Here is an 18,784-nt window from a genome sequence, read left to right as displayed (position 1 = left end):
CGTCAGGACCGTCAGACCTCCAGGCTCTCCTCGATCTTCTTCAGCTGGTGGCGCGCCATGGCCAGATTGGCCCGGTTCCGGTCGAGGGCGAGGTAGAGGAAGAAGCCCTCGCTGTTGCGCCCCTTCATCAGCCTGATCAGGTGGTACTGACTGCCGAGAGTGATCAGGATGTCCTCGATCTCGTCCTTCAGGCCGAGCATCTCCATGGTGCGGACCTTGGCCCGCACCACGTCCGTGTTGCCGGCCGCGGCGACCGTCAGGTCCAGGTCCTTGCCGCCGCCGACGTGGCCGAGCGCCATGCCGCTGCCGTAGTCGACGAGGGCCGCGCCGATCGCGCCCTCGATGCTGGTGGTGGCTTCCTTGAGGGCGGTTTCCACGTTGACCATGAGGCTTCCTTTGCAGTCGTTTGCGATGTGCTTGTTCGGTCGGGTCCGTCAGGTGCGGTCGGGGCCGTCCGCCACGGGCGCCTCGGGGCCGGACCGGCGGCCCAGGCTGTGCTCTATGAGCTCGGCGATCCGGATGCTGGAGCGGCGGGCCTCCAGGTGGAGGCGTCCGACGTTGACGCGCGGCTCGGCGATCAGGGTGAGGACGGCCGCCCCGCCCGCCGCGTACGTGGCGACGTAGCCGTGCTCCCCGCGCACGAGCAGCTCCCGGAACCCGCCCTGCCCGGTGCAGTCGCTGAGCCGCTGGGCCACCCCGAGGGCGGCGGCGGTCAGCGCCGCGACGGACTCGGCCTCACTGGCCGCGCTGTCCTGGGCCAGCACCAGGCCGTCGACGCTCGCGGCCAGGGCACCGCTGAGCTGGGGCAGCCGGGCCCGCAGGCGGCGGAGCTCGGCGAGTATCTCGGCTTCGGCCTCGGCGGGCAGCATGACCATGCTCATGTCGGCTTTCCTCCCTTCGGGCGGCCTCCGCTCGAAACGGTCGGCTCGCAGGACCGGTCGGAGCGGGAGCCTCACAGACTTGCCTCCAGTGCGTCGCGTAACCGGCGGAGCAGCGCCACGTCCGGGGATTGGGTCTGGGTGATCCAGTCGGGCAGGGGCGGGACCGGCGCCGGGGCCGGCCGCCGCGCGTGCGGTGTCTCGACGAGCCCGGCGGCCGCGAGTCTTCGTACGTCGAGCAGGGTGTGGAAGGCGGGCCGGCCCAGCACCCACGCCAGGTCGGCGGGGGTCCGCACCCCGTCCGCCTGCCCGAGCAGCGCCCGCTGCCGGGCGGTGACGACCTGCCCGGGCGCGGCCTGCCGGGGCACGACCGGGGCGGTGTCGAGCTGCGGGTACGGCCACACGGCGTCCAGCAGCTCGCGGCGGCGGCGGGTCTCGCGTTCCACGGCGGCCGCCGGGACGGACCGGACGGAGCCGATCCAGTGGGTGGCGCCGCGCCGGAACCGGGAGGGACCGCTGCCGGGCGAGAGCGCGAAGAAGGCGGCGTCGAAGATCGCGGCGATGTGGCAGATCTCCAGTTCCCCGCCGGCCAGGCCTCCGCTGTCCACCAGGAACCGCGCGACCTGACGGCTGGCGCCGGCCTCGTTGACGGCCTCGTTCCAGCGCTCGGGGGCCAGGCCCCCGCCGGTGGTGAGCAGCACGTCCAGGCCCGGGGTGGAAGGGCTCTCGGCGTGCACGATGCGGCCGTCCTCCAGGAAGAGGGTGCCGCGGTCGCGCAGCAGGGCGCCGGTGGCCCGCTCGGCGGCGAGCCGGGTCAGCAGGGGGGAGACGGCGGCGAGGCTCTGCACGGCGGCGGTCATCGGAGCACCAGCCCTTCGGCGAGGGCGCGCAGTCTGAGCCGGGCCAGTGCGAGGTTGCCCTCGGCGCGGTCGAGCCACAGGTGGAGGAAGACGCTGCTGTCGAAGCTGGTCTCGACGAACCGGAGCACGTGGTAGCCGGTGCGGGTGGTGACGATCAGGTCCTCGACGGGCGGCCCGGCGAGCGCGGCGGCGGCCGCGGCCGCCGCCGCGGGGACGGGCTGGGCGAAGGACTCGTACTCGGCCGCCGCCCGCGCCAGTTCGGCGGTCTCCGCGGCGGTGGTCTCGTGGTCGCCGACGGGCGACTCCCCGGCGGTGCCGAGGGCCAGTCCGCTGCTCCAGTCGACCAGCGCGGCCCCCCGGGCGCCCGGCAGGGCCATGGCTTCGAGCAGGCATTCGTCGATCCCGGGCACGCGGGCTCCCCTCCCGGCCGAACGTGCTGCGCACGGTCGTCGTACGGCGTGACAGGAGGGAACTTACTCAAGTTCCACACGGCGAAAGGGTGTTCTGGCATTTTCCGCTGGAACATGCGCGGTAGCGCGTGACAGCTTGGCCGGAACCCGTTTGTTTCTGATCAAGACGGTGGTCATTGCGCGGGCCCCGGCGGGAGCAGACGCTCGGCCATCACCCCGAGGAGGGGTTCCACCGGGTGGGCGTCGAGCAGGGCGGGCACGGTGAGGTCGTCCACGATCAGGCCCTGCATCGCGAAGTAGAGCAGGGCCACCCCCTGCCGGTCCCCGGGGAGTCCCGCCTCCAGGTGCCCGGCGATGTTCGCCTCCAGCTCGTCCGCCAGGAACCGCGACAGCTCCTCGCGGAGTTCGGGCCTGCGCGTGGCCTCCAGGCGCAGCTCCAGGACGGCGATCTGCACACTGGGCTCGCGCCGCAGCCGGCCGAGGAGGCGGCGGAGCAGTTCCACGGTGTCGAGGGGGCCGGCGAGTTCGGCCGGGTCGGGGGTGAGGCGCTCGCGGGTGCGGCGCAGGATCTGCGCCAGCAGCTGGCCGCGGTGGGCGAAGTAGTTGGAGGCGGTGCCGGTCGGGACCCCGGCCTCCTTGTCCACGGCGCGCAGGGTCAGTCCGCGGGAGCCCTCACGGGCCAGGACCTCGATGGCGGCGTCGAGCAGCGCGGCCCGGCGTTCCGGATTCTGGCGCATGGGCGGTTCCCTGAGGTCTTGCGGAGGGGTGGTCGTGAGCACTGCACCTACAGTGCTCAGGCCACGCTAGCCGACCCGTCCGCGCCGGGCACCGTCCCCCGTGCCTCTCCCCACCGGCCCCTCCCCCGTGTCACCCTGCCCGTCATGGAGCGGATCGTCGAGGAGATACGCGAGGACCTGGACCGCCGGATCGCCCTCGCGGCGGACCGGCTCACCGACCGGACCCTGGCCGAGGACCCCGCCTGGGCCGCGCTGCCCGACCGGGCGGAGCTGCGCGAGCGGATGCACCACACCCTGCACCAGGCGGTCGAGGGCCTGGTCCGCACCGTGCGCGGGGAGCCGGTGGAGCTGGCGGACGCCCGGGCCGCCGGGGTCCTGCGGGCGGCACAGGGGCTGCCGCTCGCCTCCCTGCGGCGCGCCTACCGGTACGGCGGGAGGCTGGTGTGGCAGTGCCTGACCGAAGCGGTGGCGGCCCACGACCGGGCGGCGCTGCCCCGGCTGCTGGCCGGGGCGGGCGCGCTGTGGGACGTACTCGACCAGCTGACGGACGCCGCCTCGGAGGCGTACCAGCGGGCGGGGGCGGAGCGGGGGGAGCGGGAACGGGAGCGGCGGGCGGCCCTGCTGGACCTCCTGCTCGACGGTGCCGGGGCGGGCCCGCGGACCCCGGAGTCGGTGGCTTCCGCCGCCGCGCGGCTGGGTCTGCCGGAACGGGGCCGCTTCGCGGTGGTGGTGCTGGGCCCGGCCGGCCCGGCCGGGGGCGGCGGAGCGGGAGCGTCCCGCCCGGGTGACGGCGTGACGGGGGCGTCCCTCGCCGGCGGCGGCGTTCCCGGCCCGTCCCTCCCGGCCCGGCCCGGCGGCGGCCCGGGCGGCGCGTCCGGATCCGGAGCGGACGGCCCGCGCCTGCTGTGGCGGGTGGGGGCCGACGGCGAGACCGGGCTCGCCGAGCTGGGCCGCCACCCGCTGGAGGCCCTGCGCACCCTGCTGGCCCCGCTGCCCGTGCGCGCCGGGATCAGCCCGGTCGTCGCCTCGCCGGCCGAGCTGGCCGGGGCCCGCCGGCTGGCGGCGCTCGCGCTGCGGACGGCGGCCCCGCCCCCGGCCGGGTCCGGCGGCGCCGCCCTGCTGGACGAGCGGCTCCCGGCGGCGCTGGTCGCGGCCGATCCGGAACTGGCGGGCCGGCTGCGGGAGGTGGTGCTGGGCCCGGTGCTGGCGCTGCCGCCGCAGGAAGCGCGGGTGCTGCTGGTCACCCTGGGCACCTGGCTGGCCTGCCGGGGCTCGACCACGTACGCCGCCCAGCGGCTCTACTGCCACCGCAACACCGTCTCCAACCGGCTGCGGCGCCTGGAGCAGCTCACCGGCCGGGCCCTGTCGGACCCGGCGCACGTGGTGGAACTGGCCCTGGCCCACGCGGCGGTGGCCCAGCGGGCTACGGCGCCGCCGCCTCCTGCGGCCGCGTCGGCTCCGGCGGTGGCGGCTGCGGGTGACGGGCCGACTCCAGCAGGTACGGCACGTCGATCACCGCGATCCCCGGGGTGAACAGCAGGCGCGCCTTGAGCCGCAGCGCGTTCTGGTTGTGCAGGGGCTGCTCCCACCAGTGCCCGACGACGTACTCGGGGATGACGACCGAGAGCATGTCGGTGCCCTCGGCGGCGGCCGCCTCCTCCAGGTACGCCACCACCGGGCCGACCACCTCCCGGTACGGCGAGTGCAGCACCTTCAGCGGCATGCCGGGGTCGATCTCCGCCCAGGCCCGGCGCAGCCGCTGCGCCTCCTGCTCGTCGGCGGCCACGGACAGCGCGCCGAGGGTGTCGGGCCGCAGCCCCTGGGCGTAGCCGAGGGCCTTGAGCGTCGGCGCGTGCACGTTGGCGACGAGGACGACGACGTGGTGGCGGGCGGGTTTGCGCGGCCGGTCGCCGGGGGCGACGGCAACCTGTCCGGCGACCGCCTCGTAGTGGCGGCGGACCCCCTTCATGCCGAGGAAGAGGGCGGGCATGGCGATGACGACCAGCCAGGCGCCGTGCGTGAACTTGGTGATCAGGACGATGACCAGGACCACGGCGGTCATGAGGGCGCCGACCGCGTTGATGGCGAGCCGGCGGTGGATGTGGACCCGTCCGGCGCGCGGGGTCGCGGGGGAGGCGAGTTCGCGCCGCCAGTGCCGGACCATGCCGGCCTGGGAGAGGGTGAAGGAGACGAAGACGCCGATGATGTACAGCTGGATGAGGCGGGTCAGCTGGGCGTCGAAGGCGACGATGAGGGCGATGGCGGCGAGCGCGAGCAGGACGACGCCGTTGGAGTAGACGAGCCGGTCGCCCCGGTTGTAGAGCTGGCGGGGCGCGTAGTGGTCCTTGGCGAGGATCGAGGCGAGCATCGGGAAGCCGTTGAAGGCGGTGTTCGCGGCGAGGACCAGGACGCCGGCGGTGGCTGCCTGGAGCAGGTAGAAGAGGAAGTCCAGGTCCCCGAAGGTGGCCCGGCCGATCTGGGCGAGGGCGGTGGACATCGGGGTGCCGGGCGGCAGGCCCAGTTCGGTGGGGTCGGCGGCGACGTGCACCCGGTAGGCCATGGCGAGGGCGGTGATGCCGGCGAACATGGTCACGGACAGGGCGCCCATCGCCGCGAGGGTGGTCGCCGCGTTCTTCGCCTTGGGCTTCCGGAAGGCGGGGACGCCGTTGCTGATGGCCTCGACCCCGGTGAGGGCGGTGCAGCCGGAGGCGAAGGCGCGCAGGGCGAGGAAGACGACGGCGATGCCGGTGTAGGTGCCGGCGGCGTCGATCGGGAGGTGGGCGGACTCGGCACGGATGGTGGCGCCGGTCCCGAGGCGGACGGCGGCCACGGCGAACATGACGTAGACGATGAGCACGAACCCGTAGGTGGGGATGGCGAAGACGCGCCCCGACTCCCGTACCCCGCGCAGGTTCATCAGCGTCAGCAGCACCACGAAGGCGACGGACAGGCCGACTTGGTGGCCGTTGAGGGAGGGGATCGCCGAGGTGATGGCGGCGACCCCGGAGACCACGGAGACGGCGACCGTCATCACGTAGTCGACGAGCAGGGCGCTGGCGGCGGTGAGCGCCGCGGTGGGGCCGAGGTTCTCGGAACTGACGACGTACGCGCCGCCGCCGCCGGGGTAGGCGTGGCAGGTCTGCCGGTAGGAGGCGACGACGACCACCAGCAGGAAGACGATGGCGGCGGCCGCGTACCACGCGAGGTGGAGCAGCGCGACTCCGCCGAGGGCGAGGATCAGCAGGATCTCCTCGGTGGCGTAGGCCACGGAGGAGAGTGGGTCGCTGCAGAAGATGGGGAGCGCGAGCCGTTTGGGCAGCAGGGTCTCGCCCAGCCGCGCGGTGTCGAGGGGCTCACCCACCAGCACCCGTTTCGCATTGATTCGCCTCATTCCGCGAGGTATATCCATCCTGCGCGGATTTCAGACGCTCCGGGGCCGTACTGCACCGGGTCGGCGTCCCCCGTACGGCCCAGTGGCGATCTTCACCGGGCGCTGCGATGGTGATTCGGTCGGCCGCCCTGCGGTCATCCGAGCGGGGGGCCGGCCCCTACGGAAGGAGACGGCCGTGACGACATCCGTCGACCTGGCCTACGACTACCCGGTGCTCGGCGCCTTCTGGACCGTGATGTGGATCTTCCTCTGGGTGATGTGGCTGATCCTGCTGTTCCGGGTCGTGGTGGACGTCTTCCGGGACCACGGGATGAGCGGCTGGGTCAAGGCCGCCTGGCTGGTCTTCCTGTTCCTGATCCCGTTCCTGGGCGTCCTGGTCTACGTGATCGCCCGGGGCCGCGAGATGGGCAAGCGGGAGATCCAGCACGTGCAGGAGCAGCAGGAGGCCTTCAACGCCTACATCCGGGAGACCGCCGGATCACCCGCCCCCGGCAGGGCCACGGCCGACGACCTGGTGAAGCTCTCCGAGCTGCGGGCGAAGGGCGAGCTGAACGAGGAGGAGTTCCGCCAGGCCAAGGAGAAGCTCCTGGCCTGACTCCGGCGCCCCCCGCCGCGCGGCCGTCACATCCGGGCGGCCGCGCTGCGGATGGCCTCGCGGATGCGGAAGTAGGTGCCGCAGCGGCAGATGTTGGCGATGGCGTCGATGTCCGCGTCGGTGGGCTCGCTCGTCCGCTTGAGCAGGGCCACGGCGGCCATGATCTGCCCGGGCTGGCAGAACCCGCACTGGGCGACGTCCTGTTCGAGCCAGGCCTCCTGGACGGGGTGCAGCCGGTCGCCGTCCGCGAGCCCCTCGATGGTGGTGACCCGCTTGCCGGCGCAGGCGGAGACCGGCACCACGCAGGGGCGGACGTCCACTCCGTCGAGGTGGCTGGTGCAGGCCTTGCAGACGTCCACGCCGCAGCCGTACTTCGGCCCGGTGACCCCCAGCATGTCGCGGAGCACCCACAGCAGGGGCAGGTCGTCGGGCGCGTCGACGGTGACGCTCCGGCCGTTGACGGTGAAGGTGTGCGAGGGCACGGCGGCGTACTCCAGGGGTCAGCGCGGGTAGGGGGTGAAGTCGACGTCGAAGTCGAGGGGGAAGCTGCGCGGCTTGGAACCGGTGGCCCGGGCCCAGGCGTTGGCGATGGCTCCCACGGCGGCGGGCACGCCGAGCTCGCCCGCGCCGCCCGGCACGGCGGCGGTGGCCGGGAGGACGAAGACCCGTACGTCCTGCGGGGTGTCGCGCTGCCTGGCCCAGTGGAACTGGCTGTAACTGCCCTCCAGCGGCAGCCCCTTGTCCAGGTGCAGCCCGGCGCGCAGGGTGGTGGAGATCGCGTCGGTGAGGCCGCCGATCATCTGGGCCTCCAGCCCGCGCGGGTTGACGGGCAGGCCCACGTCGACGGCGATGACCGCCCGGGTGACGCGGACGTGCTCCGGGTCGCGGGTGTCGATCTCCACCAGGCAGGCGGTGCGCGACTTGTACTCCTCGTGGAAGGCGATGCCCTGCGCGCAGCCGGCCGGCAGGGCGCGTCCCCACTGCCCTTCGGCCGCCACCTTGTCGAGCACGGCGCGCTGGGCGTCGGTCTTGAGGAAGGTGCGGCGGAAGCGGTAGGGGTCCTTGCCGGTGGCGGCGGCCAGTTCGTCGACCACGATCTCCTCGGCGCCGCGGGTGTTGGCCGAGTAGACCGAGCGCCAGGAGCCGGTGGGGATCCCGGTGGGCACCTCGGTCAGCGCCTGGGTGGTGAGCCCGAAGTGGTACGGGGACTTCACCGTGGTGAGGAACAGGGTCTGGGCCAGGGTGGCGTTGCCGATGCCGGAGGGCAGGCTCGCGGCGGTGGCGGTGACGATCTCGCCGAGTCCGTGCCGGAAGTCGGTCTCGGCGGCGGCGACGCGGTGCTCGAAGCTGAGCACCTCGCCGAGCAGGTGGGTGGCCCGGATGCGGTGGTGGGTGGCGGGGCGCATCCGGCCATGCCGGGTGTCGTCCACACGGGTCCACATCAGCTTCACCGGGCGGCGGCAGGCCTTGGAGACGCGGGCGGCCTCCAGGGCGGCGTCGAAGAACAGGCGCCGGCCGAAGGAGCCGCCGGCCTGGACCACGTGCACCTTCACCTTGTCCAGCGGCAGTCCGAGGTCGGCGGCGATGGTCTCGCGGGCGACGATGGGGGACTTCAGGCCCGACCAGATCTCGGCCCGGTCGTCGCGGACATCGGCGACGGCGGAGTTGGTCTCCATCGGCGCGTGGCTGACGAAGGCGAAGTCGAACTCGGCGTCCACGTACGGGGTGAGCAGCGGCGGCACCAGTAGCGGCGGGGTGGCGGCGCGGAGCTTGGCGCGGACCTGCTCGTCGGAGAGCCCGTCGGCGGGTCCGGGACCCCACTCGACCTGGAGGGCAGCCTTGGCGTCCAGGGCCTGGCCGAACGTTTCCGCGACCACGGCGACCCCGGTGGGGACGGTCACCACGTGCAGGACGCCCGGCATGGCCTGGACGGCCGCGCGGTTGGCCACGGAGCGGACGGTGCCGCCGAGGCTGGGCGGGCGCCGCAGCACGCAGGGCTTGGCGCCCGGTACGTCGAGGTCGAGGGTGTAGCGCTGGGCGCCGGTGACCATGGCGCGGGCGTCGATGCGGCTGGTCGGGGTGCCGACGAGGGCGTGCCGGGCGGCCGGCTTGGGCGTGGCGCCGAGGACCACGAGCCCGGGTGCGGCGGCGGCCGTCGCGAGGCTCCCGTAGCCGGCGGTGCGGCCGTCCGGGGCGCGCACCGAGCCGTTCGCGGTGGTCAGCGAGGCGGCGGAGAGGCTCCAGCGGGCCGCCGCGGCCGCGACGAGGCGGGCCCGGGCGGTGGCGGCGCACTGGCGGACCGGCCCGTACAGGGAGCGGATGGAGTTGGAGGACCCGGTGAGCTGGTTGAACAGCAGCTCGGGGCGGGCGTCGTCCAGTTCCACCCGGACGCTGCCGAGCGGGGCGTCGAGCTCCTCGGCGACCAGCATGGCCACCGCGGTGGTGAGGCCCTGGCCGACCTCCTCGCGGGGCAGCCGGAAGCGGATGGTGCCGTCCTCCTCGACGACGAGCGCGAGGAGGGACGAGGTCGGGGCGCCGGCCAGGATGAACAGGTCCCCGAGGTCGATCAGGTCGGCCACCTCGGGCAGGCTCGGCACGACGGCGTGCGCGGGCTGCGGGGCCAGCGCGTCGGCGCCGGCGCGGGTGACGAGGGCCAGGGTCGGGGCCGCGACCAGGTAGGTCAGGAAGGACCGGCGGCTGTGGCCGCTCCCGTCCCGCCCCGTAGGCGTGCTGCTCTCCACTGCCATCCGACCCTGCCCACCCTCCCCCGGCCCACGTGTGAAGCAGCGGACCGCACCGGCTCGTTACCGACACGTAGGGTAGCGATCATGCGGTGGGGTGGGAAGCGGAAGTGACGTACGGGGTCCTTCGTTCGAGTGGTGCCCCGGACGGGGTCCGAGCGGCCCCCCGGCGGCCCGGCCGCGCCCCGGGCCTCGTACATCTCGCCCGTACGATCGAGCCGCCCCGCCCGGAAGGCCGATTTCCGGCCGCGGGCGGACGATGGAACCACAGTCGTACGCGTTGGCGACACGTGAGGAGGTGTACGGCGATGGCCCAGTTCATGGATGTCCACCACGGTATGAAGGGCATCACCGCGGACCAGCTGATGGAGGCCCACAAGGCGGACCTCGCCATCCAGTCGGACGAGCAGGTCATGTTCCAGCGTGCCTGGGCCGACCCCGCGTCCGGCGAGGTCTACTGCCTGTCCGAGGCCCCCTCGGCGGCGGCGGTCCAGAAGATCCACGAGCGGGCCGGGCACCCCGCCGACGAGATCCACGCGGTCCCGCTGAGCGTCTGACGCGACCGGGCACCGCGGGGGAGCGCTCCGATGCCGGCCGGAAATGTTCGTACGGACAGGAGGTAAACGGGAGGCCTTCGGCATATGCCGTGAGCAAGAACGTTACGGATGTTGCCAAACGCCTTACAGCCCGTCCCGGCCTGTGCCACAGTCGTAGCCGGTCCTTCTTTCAGACCTGGCCGTGCCGCGCCTGTATCGCCGCGCCTGTATCGGAGTGCTCATGCCGTCCCACCTGTACGCGGACCGTTCCGCACAGCCGCCCGACCCGGGATCCGTGGACGCGCTGATCTCGCAGACCCGCCGGCTGCGCGGCGAGGTGGACGCGGTGCGCCGCGACACCGTCGTGGACGACGACGACGCCCAGGGCCGCTGGCAGCGCGCGCTGTGCGACCTCGCCGTGCACCACCTGGACGACCTGGGCCAGCACCTGGGCCAGCTCAAGGAAGGGCTGCCGCCCGCCCCCGAGCCCGTCGAACCCGCCCCGGCGCCCCCGGAGACCACCTCCGAGGACCGTCAGACCCGCGTGGGCAGCGCCGAATGGAATCTTCTGACGGACGAGGTCACCTGGTCCGAGGAGCTCTTCCAGATCTTCGGCCGCTCCCCCGAGGCGGGCCCGCTCCCCCTCGACGAGCTCGGCTCCACCCTGTTCTCCGAAGACCAGCCGCTGCTGACCGCGATGGTCACCGACTGCCTGGTCGACGGCAAGCCGATAGACGGCGAGTTCCGCATCGTCCGGGCCGACGGCCGGGTCCGGACGCTGCACATGAGGGGCGAGCCGGTGCTCGACGCCGACGGCTGCACGGCCTCGATGTGGGCCGTGCTGCGTGACGTCAGCGAACTGCGCAGGAGCCAGCGGGCGGAGCGCGAGTCCCGTGACTCGCTCCAGCGCCGGCGGGAGATCGCGCAGACCGAGCACCGGCTGGCGGTCGAGCTGCAGGAAGCCGTGCTCCCCCCGTGGCGCGGCTCCCTGCGGTTCCCGTACGACCACGCCGGCACGATGGACGTGGCCGCTCACTACCTCCCCTCCGCCACCAGCAGGCTGATCGGCGGCGACTGGTACGACGCGCTCGAACTGGCCGACGGCCGCTCGCTGCTGACGGTCGGCGACCTCACCGGGCACGGGGTCAGCGCCACCTCCGGCATGGCCATGCTGCTCGGCGCCCTGCGCGGGATGGCCATGGCCGGCATCGAGCCGGGCCCCCTGATGGGCTGGCTCAACCAGCTGCTGGAGACCTCGGCGCAGCCGGCCCTCGGCTCCGCCGTCTGCTGCCGCTACGACCCGTCCCGCCGGCTGCTCTCCTGGGCCCAGGCCGGGCACCCCGCGCCGCTCCTCTTCCGCCGCGGCCAGGGGCGTGCGTTCCAGCCGCCGGAGGGGGTCCTGCTCGGCGCCACCTCGGGAGCCGTGTACGGGCAGGCCGAGGAACTGCTCGAACCGGGCGACGTACTCGTCCTGTACACCGACGGACTGACCTCGCGCGGCACCGAGTTCGGCCGGGCGGACGGCACGGAGCGGCTGCTGGCGCTCGCGCCGCGCTTCTCGGCGGCCCGGTCGGCGCGCGACTGCGTGCGGATGGTCACGGAGGAGTTCGGCGAGAGCGAGCGCGAGGACGACGCCTGCGTCCTGGTGGCCCGCATCGGCGGCTAGCCGGCGCCCACCGCCCTCACGGTCCGGTTCGAGGGGCCGCGCCCACGGCGCGGCCCCGTTCGTCGTCCGCTCCCGTCCCCGTCCTCCACCGCGTACGGCACCGGTCCCCTAGACCTCCGCCCCGCGGGCCGCGCGCGGGGCGGGGCTGTCGGGGAGGACCTGCTCGATCTCCTCGCGGAGGTCCTCGATGCGCGCGTACCCGGCGTACTGGCCGGTGAGCCGGTACATCTCGCGGAGCCGGTCCCATGTCCGGTGCGAGGAGGTCTCGTTCATCGAGACGAGGGCCAGCCGGGCGTAGCGGTCGGCCTGTTCCGGATCGTCCGCGATGAAGCAGGCGGAGGCCAGGGAGATGTAGTCGAAGATCTGCGAGCGCTGGTAGCCGTCGCCGCGCAGCCGCAGGGCCTCCCGCGCGTGCCGCGCCGCGACCGGGGCCGCCGTGGCGTCGTGGTCGGCGAGCGTGCGGTAGGCCAGGGCCTGCATCCCGTGCAGGTCGGCCTCGTCGAAGTGCTGCATCCACGACGGCGGCGGTACGTCGCCCTTGTCGGACACGAACAGGTCCTCGGCCTCGCCCAGGGTGCGGCGCATGGCCTGGCCCTTGCCCATGGCGGCCTGGGCCCAGGCCTCGATGGTGTGCAGCATGGCGCGGGTGCGCGGGAGCGTCTGGTCGCCGGAGCCCGCCTGGGCCAGCTTCATCAGGTCCAGGGCCTCGTTCGGCTTGCCCAGGTGGACCATCTGGCGGGCGGCCCGGGACAGCGCCTCGCCGGCGCGCGGGCGGTCGCCGCCCTCGCGGGCCGCGTGGGCGGCGATGACGAAGTACTTCTGGGCGGTGGGTTCGAGGCCGACGTCGTGCGACATCCAGCCCGCCAGTACCGCCAGGTTGGCCGCCACCCCCCACAGCCGGCGCTGGAGGTGGTCGGGGTGGTGGTAGGCGAGCATGCCGCCGACCTCGTTCAGCTGCCCGACGACGGCCTTGCGCTGGAGGCCGCCGCCTCTGGAGGCGTCCCAGGCCCGGAACACCTCGACCGAGCGCTCCAGCGCGTCGATCTCCTGCGAGCCGATGGGGGCGGCCTCGTAGCGGTCGTAGCCCGCCGGGTCGGCCGGGTAGGGGTCGCCGAACCGCTGCGGGTCCTTGGCGGTGGCGGGGTCGCCTTGCAGCCAGTCGTACATGGCGTTGCTGAGGGCTGAGCCGGCGGTGAGCGCTGCTCCCGCGCCCATCAGGCCGCGACGGTTGAGCATGAGGTCCATTCCCGTGAATTCGGTGAGGACCGCGGCTGTGCGTTCGGGCGCCCAGGGCACTCCGTCGGGGTTCTCCTTCGCCCCGTCCGGCTGCCTTCTGGCGGTGCGCCGCTGTCGTACGAACCCGAGGTCCTCGATGGTCACGACACGACCGAGCCGCTCGGTGAACAGTGCTGCCAGTACCGTGGGCACCGGTTCGCGCGGGGTCTCCCCCATGTCGATCCAGCGCCGCACCCGCGAGGTGTCGGTGGCCAGTTGGTGGTGGCCCATCGCGGCCGCCTGCCGGTTGACCATCCTCGCGAGTTCGCCCTTCGACCAGCCGGCCAGGCCGAACAGGTCGTTCAGACGGGTGTTTGGACCCTTGCTCACGTCAAGCCCCCAGGTTCTCGGCTGAGTTGACAGTAGCCCCCTGTCAGTTCCCCGTGGACTATTCGCCAGGGTTCGCCAGGGCACGCCCCGTGGTTCGCCACCTGCCGCCGGGTGTCAGGTAGGAATGCGCCTCCCCGACCCGGTTCACCGGCGGAACTCCCCAGGGTGAAGTACGGGATCCGGCGGGGCGGCGTACGCAACTCGTCGGCGCACGAAGGGAACCGTAAACGCCATGTACGCAGCAACGTCCTCCGTGTCCGCCCCGGTCCGCCCGCACCGCACCCTCCAGGCGGGGGGCGGGGGCATCGCCCTCGAACCCGGCCGCCAGCCGCTCCCGGCGCAGGGCGCCGTCAGGGCGCGGCGGATGCCGGCGGCCGGAACGCAGCCGCTGAGCGGAAGAATCGACCTGTCCGGCCCGCAGGGGGCGCAGCTGCGCACCGCGCTCGCGTCGGTGCAGCGGATCTGTCCGGAGTTCGCGCCGGTCCAGGTGCTGCGGCGCAGCGGCCGGTCGGTCCTCCTGGTGGGGACGACCGGACGGATGACCGCGGTCGCGAAGGTTTTACTGGACCACTCGCCCGAGTGGCGCGAGCGGTACCGGCACGAAATAGCGACGTACCGGACCTTCGTCCGGCACCGCCCGCCGGTCCGGGTGCCCCGGCTGATCGCCGCCGACCCGGAGAACTGCGTCCTGGTCGTGGAGCGCATGGCCGGCCGGGTCGCCGCCCTCCAGCGGCATCCGGTGGAGGCCCCGCCGCGGCCGGACGTACGGGCGGCGCTGGGCGCGGTGTGCCGGGTCAACCAGTGGCGTCCCCCGGCCGATCTGTTCGGCCACCCGGTGGACTACGCGCGGCGGATCTCCCGGGACCACGGCCTGGGGCTGCTGACCGACCGGGACTACGGCGACCTGCAGAAGCTGCTGCACGGACTGCGGTTGACCCCGTGGCAGTTCAACCACGGTGACGCCCTGCTGTCGAACCTGCTGCTCTCCCCGGCCGGTCCGGTGCTGCTGGACTGGGAGCACGCGGGCTGGTACCTGCCGGGCTACGACCTGGCCACGCTGTGGGCGGTGCTGGGCGACGCCCCGGCGGCACGCAGCCAGATCAGCCGGCTCGCGCAGTCGGCCGGTCCGGCGGCCCGGGACGCCTTCCTGGTGAACCTGATGCTGGTGCTGACCCGGGAGATCCGGATGTGCGAGACGGCCGTCCAGCGTTCCATGCTGGCGGCCCCGGCGACCCAGCCGCTGCCCGCGGGGGCCCTCTCCTCCGGGGAGGAGCAGCGCCTGCTGCTGCGCCGCCTCCACGACGACGCGGGGATGGCCCGCAGAGCGGTCCGGGCGGCCGTCGGCACCCGCTGACCCCGTCCCGCCCCTTCCTTCCGTACGCGATCCCGTGGCCCCCACACCTGGTGTGGGGGCCACGGGATTTCTGCCGTCCTGGACGGATCGCCCCGGCGCGCGTGCCTTGACATCACATGATCCCCCGAACACCTTTTCTGACTCAGCATCAGGTGTCCGCGCCCCTGCCGTCCCCACACCACTGGAGCCCGCCCATGACCGAGGCCGTGTCCCTGCCCGTGAACGCCCAGCCCGCTCTCCCCTCCCGCCGGAGGGTCCTCGCCGGGGCGGGGGCCGGGGCGCTCGCGGCCGCCGTCCTGCCGGCGGCCGCGGCGCGGGCCGACGGGGCCCCGCTGGGCGAGTACGACGTCGTGGTCGTCGGGTCGGGGGCCGCGGGGATGACCGCCGCCCTCACCGCCGCCGGGCGGGGGCTGAGCGTGCTGGTGGTGGAGAAGGCGCCGACCTTCGGCGGTTCCGCGGCCCGTTCCGGGGCGGGGATCTGGCTGCCGAACAACTCGGTGATCCTGGGCGCGGGGGTGCCGGACACCCCGGAGAAGGCGGAGCGGTACCTGTCGGCGGTGGTGGGGCCGGAGGTGCCGGCCGACCGGCAGCGGGCGTTCCTGGCCAACGGCCCGCGGATGCTGGACTTCGTCATGGCGAACAGCCCGATGCGGTTCCGCTTCATGGACGGCTACAGCGACTACTACCCCGACCTGCCGGGCGGTCTGCCGAACGGCCGCTCCATCGAGCCGGACCAGATCGACGGGAACGTCCTGGGCGCCGAACTGGCGCACCTGAACCCGGCGTACATGCCGGTGCCGGCCGGGATGGTGGTCTTCAGCCAGGACTACAAGTGGCTGAACCTGGCGGCGGTCACGGCGAAGGGGCTGGCGGTGTCCACGGAGTGCCTGGCGCGCGGCACGAAGGCGGCGCTGCTGGGGCAGAAGCCGCTGACGATGGGCCAGGCGCTGGCCGCGGGGCTGCGGGCCGGGCTGCTGCGGGCGGGGGTGCCGGTGTGGCTGAACAGCCCGCTGGTGGACCTGGTCCAGGAGGGCGGGGCGGTCACCGGGGTGGTGGTGGAGAAGGAGGGCGTACGGGGCGTCGTGCGGGCCCGCCGGGGGGTGGTGGTCGGCTCGGGCGGCTTCGAGCACAACGCGGCGATGCGGGAGCGCTACCAGCAGCAGCCGATCGGCACCGAGTGGTCGGTGGGCGCGAAGGAGAACACCGGCGACGGGATCCTGGCGGGGCAGCGGGCGGGCGCGGCGCTGGCCCTGATGGAGGACGCCTGGTGGGGGCCGTCGATCCCGCTGCCCGGGGAGCCGTACTTCTGCCTGGCGGAGCGGACCCTGCCGGGCGGTCTGGTCGTCAACCGCGCCGGGACGCGGTTCGTGAACGAGGCGGCGCCGTACAGCGACGTGGTGCACGTGATGTACGCGAAGGACCGGGGCGCGCCGGGGTCGCACATCCCGGCGTGGCTGATCGTGGACCAGAACTACCGCAACCGGTACCTGTTCAAGGACGTCCTGCCGACGCTGCCCTTCCCGGACGCGTGGTACGAGGCCGGGGCCGCGAAGAAGGCCTGGACCTGGGACGCGCTGGCGGGGCAGATCGGGGTGCCGGCGGCGGCGCTGCGGGCGACGCTGAACCGGTTCAACGCCCAGGCGTGGAGCGGCTCCGACCCGGACTTCCACCGGGGGGACACGGCGTACGACCACTACTACACGGACCCGAACGTGACTCCGAACTCCTGCCTGGCCCCCGTCTGGGTCCCGCCCTTCCACGCCTTCCGGATCGTCCCGGGCGACCTGGGGACCAAGGGCGGCATCGTCACCGACGCGCGGGCCCGCGCGCTGCGGGCGGACGGATCGGTGATCCGGGGCCTGTGGGCTGCGGGCAACGCGAGCGCGGCGGTGATGGGCCACAGTTACGCGGGGGCCGGTTCGACGATCGGGCCCGCGATGACGTTCGGCTATGTGGCGGCGAACGACATCGCGGACACCGCCTGACGGCCGGGCGGCCCGCCGGGGGGGTCAGCCTTGCTGGAAGAGTTCGGCGGGGAGCGGCTTCAGCAGCGCGTAGAGGTCGTCGGTGATGGGGCGGTCCCAGCTGGCGATCGTCACGAGGACGTTGTCGCTGCGGTCGAACTGCACGCAGGAGATCCGGCTCTCGGAGAGCTTGACCTTGCGGACGATGAGGAGGTTGTCGCCCTGCATGACGGGGCAGTCCTCGGTGCCGGTGACCTCGACCTCCTCGTCGTTCTCCAGGGCGTCGAGGAGCTGGGCCACCTCGAAGGGCACCTGGCCCTCGGCGAGGTCCCGGGCCGGGGATCCCTCGGGGAGGTTGCCGATGATCATCGCGGGGCCGCGTCCGCCGAAGAGGTCGTAGCGGAGGAAGACTCCCTGGCAGCTGCCGTCGGGGGCGGGCAGCAGCCCGGCCCCGAGGTTGCCCGGCCAGTCCCCCGGGTCCATGGCCAGGACGTCGAAGTCCGGGCCGGCGGGTGTGGCGGCGCGGTGGCGGCGGAGGAAGGACATGCGGCCCATGGTACGTGGCCGCGCGGGTTTTCCGGCCCCGGGGTGCTCCCGGCGGCCGGGGCGGCGGGGAAGCGGCTCGAACGTCCCGGACCTGCGGGTATGGGGTGTCCGTCCGCGATGCTCCTTACCCTCCGCGGCGTCCGCGGGCATGCACACTTTTCTGCCACCACCAGCCCTCCTGGCTGTATCTTGCTGTCCGTCCCCGCCGCCGGTCCGCGATCGTTTTCGAATCGACGACTACGATCCGAAGGTGGGGAACTTGATGGCCGGGGGGGCCGACCGCCGTCCCGGGCGCGCAACCGGCCTTCGGACGTATGGGAGCACAGACGGATGACCGTGTCTGTTGGCGATCCGCCGCTTCCCCTCGCCATGACGCTCGACCGGATACGGGCGCTCGCCGAGGAGGCGCGGCTGGACATGGACGAGATCCTGGACCCGGTGGCCCTCTCCGAGCGGGCGGGCGTTCCCCTGGCGGTGACCCTGGCGCTGCTGCGCGGGGAGGAGCACGCGCAGCCGGCTCCCGGCGGGGCCGAGGAGAGGGTCCGCCGGCGGGCGGCGTTCCTGTACGCGGTCTCCCGCGACGTCCACGGCCGCCCCTACCCCGTCGGGCAGATCGCGGCGGCGATCGGTGCGCCGCCGCGCTGGGTCGGCGCACTGGTGTCCGGGCGCAAGCCCCCGCACCTGCGGCACTGCACGGCGTTCGCCGCCTTCTTCGGGCGGGACGCCTCCTTCCTGACGGACACCCCGGCCCAGGCGGTGAGCCGGGCCCTGCGGCCCACCCTGGAGTCCCTCGACCACCGCTCGGGCACCCTGATGGCCGACCTCGCGGACCAGTACGGCCTGGTCTGCGTCTCCACCCGGGGAAGACCCCTGACCCGTACGCAGGAGGCCCTGTTGCTGGGCATGATCACGAGGATGCTGTCCGCCGAGCCGCACGCCGAGGTGGCCCGGTGAACCTGTCCCGATCGATGCGCAAACTGTGCACCGCGCTGACCTCCTCGCTCGACCTGGAGGCCCCGGTCGATCCGCAGACCCTCTTCCGCGCCCTGTGCGACGCCATGAGCCGTACGCGCGGCGGGCGCCCGATCGTGCTGCGCTTCGAGCGGTTCCCCACCGAGCTGACCACGTCGGGCCTCTGGCTGAACATGGAGAAGTACGACATCGTCGTCGTGGAGAAGCACACGACCCCCGACCACCAACTGGTCATCCTCGGGCACGAGCTGTGGCACATGAACGCGGGCCACTGCGGCGAGCACGGGCACAGGGCGGCCGACGCCGCGCGGTCCCTGCCGGACGCCTCGTCACTGACGTACGCGAGCGTCGCCGCGCGGTCCCACTACGAGGACGCCCAGGAGATCGAGGCCGAGCGGTTCGGGCTGATGCTCGGCGACCGCTGCCGGCCCTGGCTGACGGGGGGCGAGGGCCCGGGGGGCGGGCGCGGGAACGGTGTCGCGGGCCGGATAGGCAACGCGCTGGGATACCGCGGGCCGATCGGTTGACG

General features: G+C 73.6%; 18 protein-coding genes. 8 read left to right on the top strand and 10 right to left on the bottom strand.

Annotated features, from left to right (window positions below; genetic code table 11):
• Positions 1–11 precede the first annotated feature (11 nt).
• The 5 genes from ACZ5NJ_RS10345 to ACZ5NJ_RS10325 form a co-directional block, all read right to left on the bottom strand.
• Positions 12–386, bottom strand: a complete 375-nt coding sequence (locus ACZ5NJ_RS10345; RefSeq protein ID WP_358892213.1) for a hypothetical protein — start codon at positions 384–386, stop codon at positions 12–14.
• A 48-nt stretch (positions 387–434) separates the two neighbouring features.
• Positions 435–869 (bottom strand): roadblock/LC7 domain-containing protein, encoded by a 435-nt coding sequence (locus ACZ5NJ_RS10340; protein ID WP_468764323.1) that lies wholly within the window; start codon positions 867–869, stop codon positions 435–437.
• Positions 870–952: 83 nt separating this feature from the next.
• On the bottom strand, positions 953–1,738 hold the full coding sequence (locus tag ACZ5NJ_RS10335; RefSeq protein ID WP_468764290.1) for a transcriptional regulator: 786 nt from the start codon (positions 1,736–1,738) through the stop codon (positions 953–955).
• The gene (locus ACZ5NJ_RS10330; protein WP_468764289.1) at positions 1,735–2,148 is read right to left on the bottom strand and encodes a hypothetical protein; all 414 of its coding nucleotides are present in this window, start codon (positions 2,146–2,148) and stop codon (positions 1,735–1,737) included. Before ACZ5NJ_RS10330 ends, ACZ5NJ_RS10335 begins: the two co-directional genes overlap by 4 nt.
• Positions 2,149–2,321: 173 nt before the next feature.
• Positions 2,322–2,885, bottom strand: coding sequence for a TetR/AcrR family transcriptional regulator (locus tag ACZ5NJ_RS10325; protein ID WP_468764288.1), 564 nt, complete (start codon positions 2,883–2,885; stop codon positions 2,322–2,324).
• A gap of 144 nt (positions 2,886–3,029) precedes the next feature.
• Between ACZ5NJ_RS10325 and ACZ5NJ_RS10320 the strand changes: the two genes are divergently transcribed.
• Positions 3,030–4,418 carry a helix-turn-helix domain-containing protein gene (locus ACZ5NJ_RS10320; protein ID WP_468764287.1) on the top strand — a complete coding sequence of 463 codons (1,389 nt, stop codon included), beginning with the start codon at positions 3,030–3,032 and terminating at the stop codon, positions 4,416–4,418.
• Here the strand turns inward: ACZ5NJ_RS10320 and ACZ5NJ_RS10315 are convergent.
• Positions 4,309–6,276, bottom strand: a complete 1,968-nt coding sequence (locus tag ACZ5NJ_RS10315) for an APC family permease (RefSeq protein ID WP_468764286.1) — start codon at positions 6,274–6,276, stop codon at positions 4,309–4,311. The two genes, ACZ5NJ_RS10320 and ACZ5NJ_RS10315, sit on opposite strands and share 110 nt — an antisense overlap.
• A 175-nt stretch (positions 6,277–6,451) precedes the next feature.
• On the opposite strand from ACZ5NJ_RS10315, the gene ACZ5NJ_RS10310 reads away from it, so the two are divergent.
• Positions 6,452–6,871 carry an SHOCT domain-containing protein gene (locus tag ACZ5NJ_RS10310; protein WP_468764285.1) on the top strand — a complete coding sequence of 140 codons (420 nt, stop codon included), beginning with the start codon at positions 6,452–6,454 and terminating at the stop codon, positions 6,869–6,871.
• Between the two features lie 26 nt (positions 6,872–6,897).
• Here ACZ5NJ_RS10310 and ACZ5NJ_RS10305 read toward each other — a convergent pair whose 3' ends face one another.
• Together ACZ5NJ_RS10305 and ACZ5NJ_RS10300 are read right to left on the bottom strand one after the other, a co-directional pair.
• Positions 6,898–7,353 (bottom strand): (2Fe-2S)-binding protein, encoded by a 456-nt coding sequence (locus ACZ5NJ_RS10305; RefSeq protein ID WP_468764284.1) that lies wholly within the window; start codon positions 7,351–7,353, stop codon positions 6,898–6,900.
• 18 nt (positions 7,354–7,371) lie between these two features.
• Complete coding sequence (locus tag ACZ5NJ_RS10300) at positions 7,372–9,618, bottom strand: xanthine dehydrogenase family protein molybdopterin-binding subunit (RefSeq protein ID WP_468764283.1); 2,247 nt, start codon at positions 9,616–9,618, stop codon at positions 7,372–7,374.
• A gap of 302 nt (positions 9,619–9,920) precedes the next feature.
• On the opposite strand from ACZ5NJ_RS10300, the gene ACZ5NJ_RS10295 reads away from it, so the two are divergent.
• Both ACZ5NJ_RS10295 and ACZ5NJ_RS10290 read left to right on the top strand, forming a co-directional pair.
• Positions 9,921–10,169, top strand: coding sequence for an SCO4226 family nickel-binding protein (locus ACZ5NJ_RS10295; RefSeq protein ID WP_468764282.1), 249 nt, complete (start codon positions 9,921–9,923; stop codon positions 10,167–10,169).
• A 220-nt stretch (positions 10,170–10,389) separates the two neighbouring features.
• Positions 10,390–11,814, top strand: coding sequence for a PP2C family protein-serine/threonine phosphatase (locus ACZ5NJ_RS10290; RefSeq protein WP_468764281.1), 1,425 nt, complete (start codon positions 10,390–10,392; stop codon positions 11,812–11,814).
• A 108-nt stretch (positions 11,815–11,922) separates the two neighbouring features.
• Here ACZ5NJ_RS10290 and ACZ5NJ_RS10285 read toward each other — a convergent pair whose 3' ends face one another.
• Positions 11,923–13,419 (bottom strand): DNA-binding protein NsdB, encoded by a 1,497-nt coding sequence (locus ACZ5NJ_RS10285; RefSeq protein ID WP_468764280.1) that lies wholly within the window; start codon positions 13,417–13,419, stop codon positions 11,923–11,925.
• Between the two features lie 232 nt (positions 13,420–13,651).
• On the opposite strand from ACZ5NJ_RS10285, the gene ACZ5NJ_RS10280 reads away from it, so the two are divergent.
• Entirely contained in the window at positions 13,652–14,773 is a 1,122-nt protein-coding gene (locus ACZ5NJ_RS10280) for an aminoglycoside phosphotransferase family protein (RefSeq protein ID WP_468764279.1), read from the top strand.
• 194 nt (positions 14,774–14,967) lie between these two features.
• Complete coding sequence (kstD, locus tag ACZ5NJ_RS10275) at positions 14,968–16,758, top strand: 3-oxosteroid 1-dehydrogenase (RefSeq protein ID WP_468764278.1); 1,791 nt, start codon at positions 14,968–14,970, stop codon at positions 16,756–16,758.
• Positions 16,759–16,782: 24 nt separating this feature from the next.
• Here the strand turns inward: kstD and ACZ5NJ_RS10270 are convergent, their stop codons facing one another.
• Complete coding sequence (locus tag ACZ5NJ_RS10270; protein ID WP_344168321.1) at positions 16,783–17,283, bottom strand: hypothetical protein; 501 nt, start codon at positions 17,281–17,283, stop codon at positions 16,783–16,785.
• Positions 17,284–17,613: 330 nt separating this feature from the next.
• On the opposite strand from ACZ5NJ_RS10270, the gene ACZ5NJ_RS10265 reads away from it, so the two are divergent.
• A complete protein-coding gene (locus ACZ5NJ_RS10265; protein ID WP_468764277.1) occupies positions 17,614–18,237 on the top strand; it encodes a hypothetical protein in 624 nt (207 codons plus the stop codon).
• A gap of 14 nt (positions 18,238–18,251) precedes the next feature.
• Positions 18,252–18,782, top strand: a complete 531-nt coding sequence (locus ACZ5NJ_RS10260; RefSeq protein ID WP_468764321.1) for a toxin-antitoxin system, toxin component — start codon at positions 18,252–18,254, stop codon at positions 18,780–18,782.
• The last annotated feature ends 2 nt before the right edge of the window (positions 18,783–18,784 follow it).

This window comes from Streptomyces sp. NPDC032091, assembly GCF_055580265.1.
The sequence above is the reverse complement of the archived record's forward strand: the minus strand, read 5'-3'. Positions and strand labels throughout refer to the sequence as shown.

What these genes read in the sequence shown, in the direction of transcription:
- ACZ5NJ_RS10320 (WP_468764287.1), top strand. Translation starts at nt 3,030, where the DNA reads ATGGAGCGGATCGTCGAGGAGATACGCGAGGACCTGGACCGCCGGATC.
- kstD (WP_468764278.1), top strand. Translation starts at nt 14,968, where the DNA reads ATGACCGAGGCCGTGTCCCTGCCCGTGAACGCCCAGCCCGCTCTCCCC.
- ACZ5NJ_RS10340 (WP_468764323.1), bottom strand. Translation starts at nt 869, where the DNA reads ATGCTGCCCGCCGAGGCCGAAGCCGAGATACTCGCCGAGCTCCGCCGC.
- ACZ5NJ_RS10290 (WP_468764281.1), top strand. Translation starts at nt 10,390, where the DNA reads ATGCCGTCCCACCTGTACGCGGACCGTTCCGCACAGCCGCCCGACCCG.
- ACZ5NJ_RS10270 (WP_344168321.1), bottom strand. Translation starts at nt 17,283, where the DNA reads ATGTCCTTCCTCCGCCGCCACCGCGCCGCCACACCCGCCGGCCCGGAC.
- ACZ5NJ_RS10325 (WP_468764288.1), bottom strand. Translation starts at nt 2,885, where the DNA reads ATGCGCCAGAATCCGGAACGCCGGGCCGCGCTGCTCGACGCCGCCATC.
- ACZ5NJ_RS10300 (WP_468764283.1), bottom strand. Translation starts at nt 9,618, where the DNA reads ATGGCAGTGGAGAGCAGCACGCCTACGGGGCGGGACGGGAGCGGCCAC.
- ACZ5NJ_RS10265 (WP_468764277.1), top strand. Translation starts at nt 17,614, where the DNA reads ATGACCGTGTCTGTTGGCGATCCGCCGCTTCCCCTCGCCATGACGCTC.
- ACZ5NJ_RS10295 (WP_468764282.1), top strand. Translation starts at nt 9,921, where the DNA reads ATGGCCCAGTTCATGGATGTCCACCACGGTATGAAGGGCATCACCGCG.
- ACZ5NJ_RS10280 (WP_468764279.1), top strand. Translation starts at nt 13,652, where the DNA reads ATGTACGCAGCAACGTCCTCCGTGTCCGCCCCGGTCCGCCCGCACCGC.
- ACZ5NJ_RS10315 (WP_468764286.1), bottom strand. Translation starts at nt 6,276, where the DNA reads ATGAGGCGAATCAATGCGAAACGGGTGCTGGTGGGTGAGCCCCTCGAC.
- ACZ5NJ_RS10335 (WP_468764290.1), bottom strand. Translation starts at nt 1,738, where the DNA reads ATGACCGCCGCCGTGCAGAGCCTCGCCGCCGTCTCCCCCCTGCTGACC.
- ACZ5NJ_RS10345 (WP_358892213.1), bottom strand. Translation starts at nt 386, where the DNA reads ATGGTCAACGTGGAAACCGCCCTCAAGGAAGCCACCACCAGCATCGAG.
- ACZ5NJ_RS10260 (WP_468764321.1), top strand. Translation starts at nt 18,252, where the DNA reads ATGCGCAAACTGTGCACCGCGCTGACCTCCTCGCTCGACCTGGAGGCC.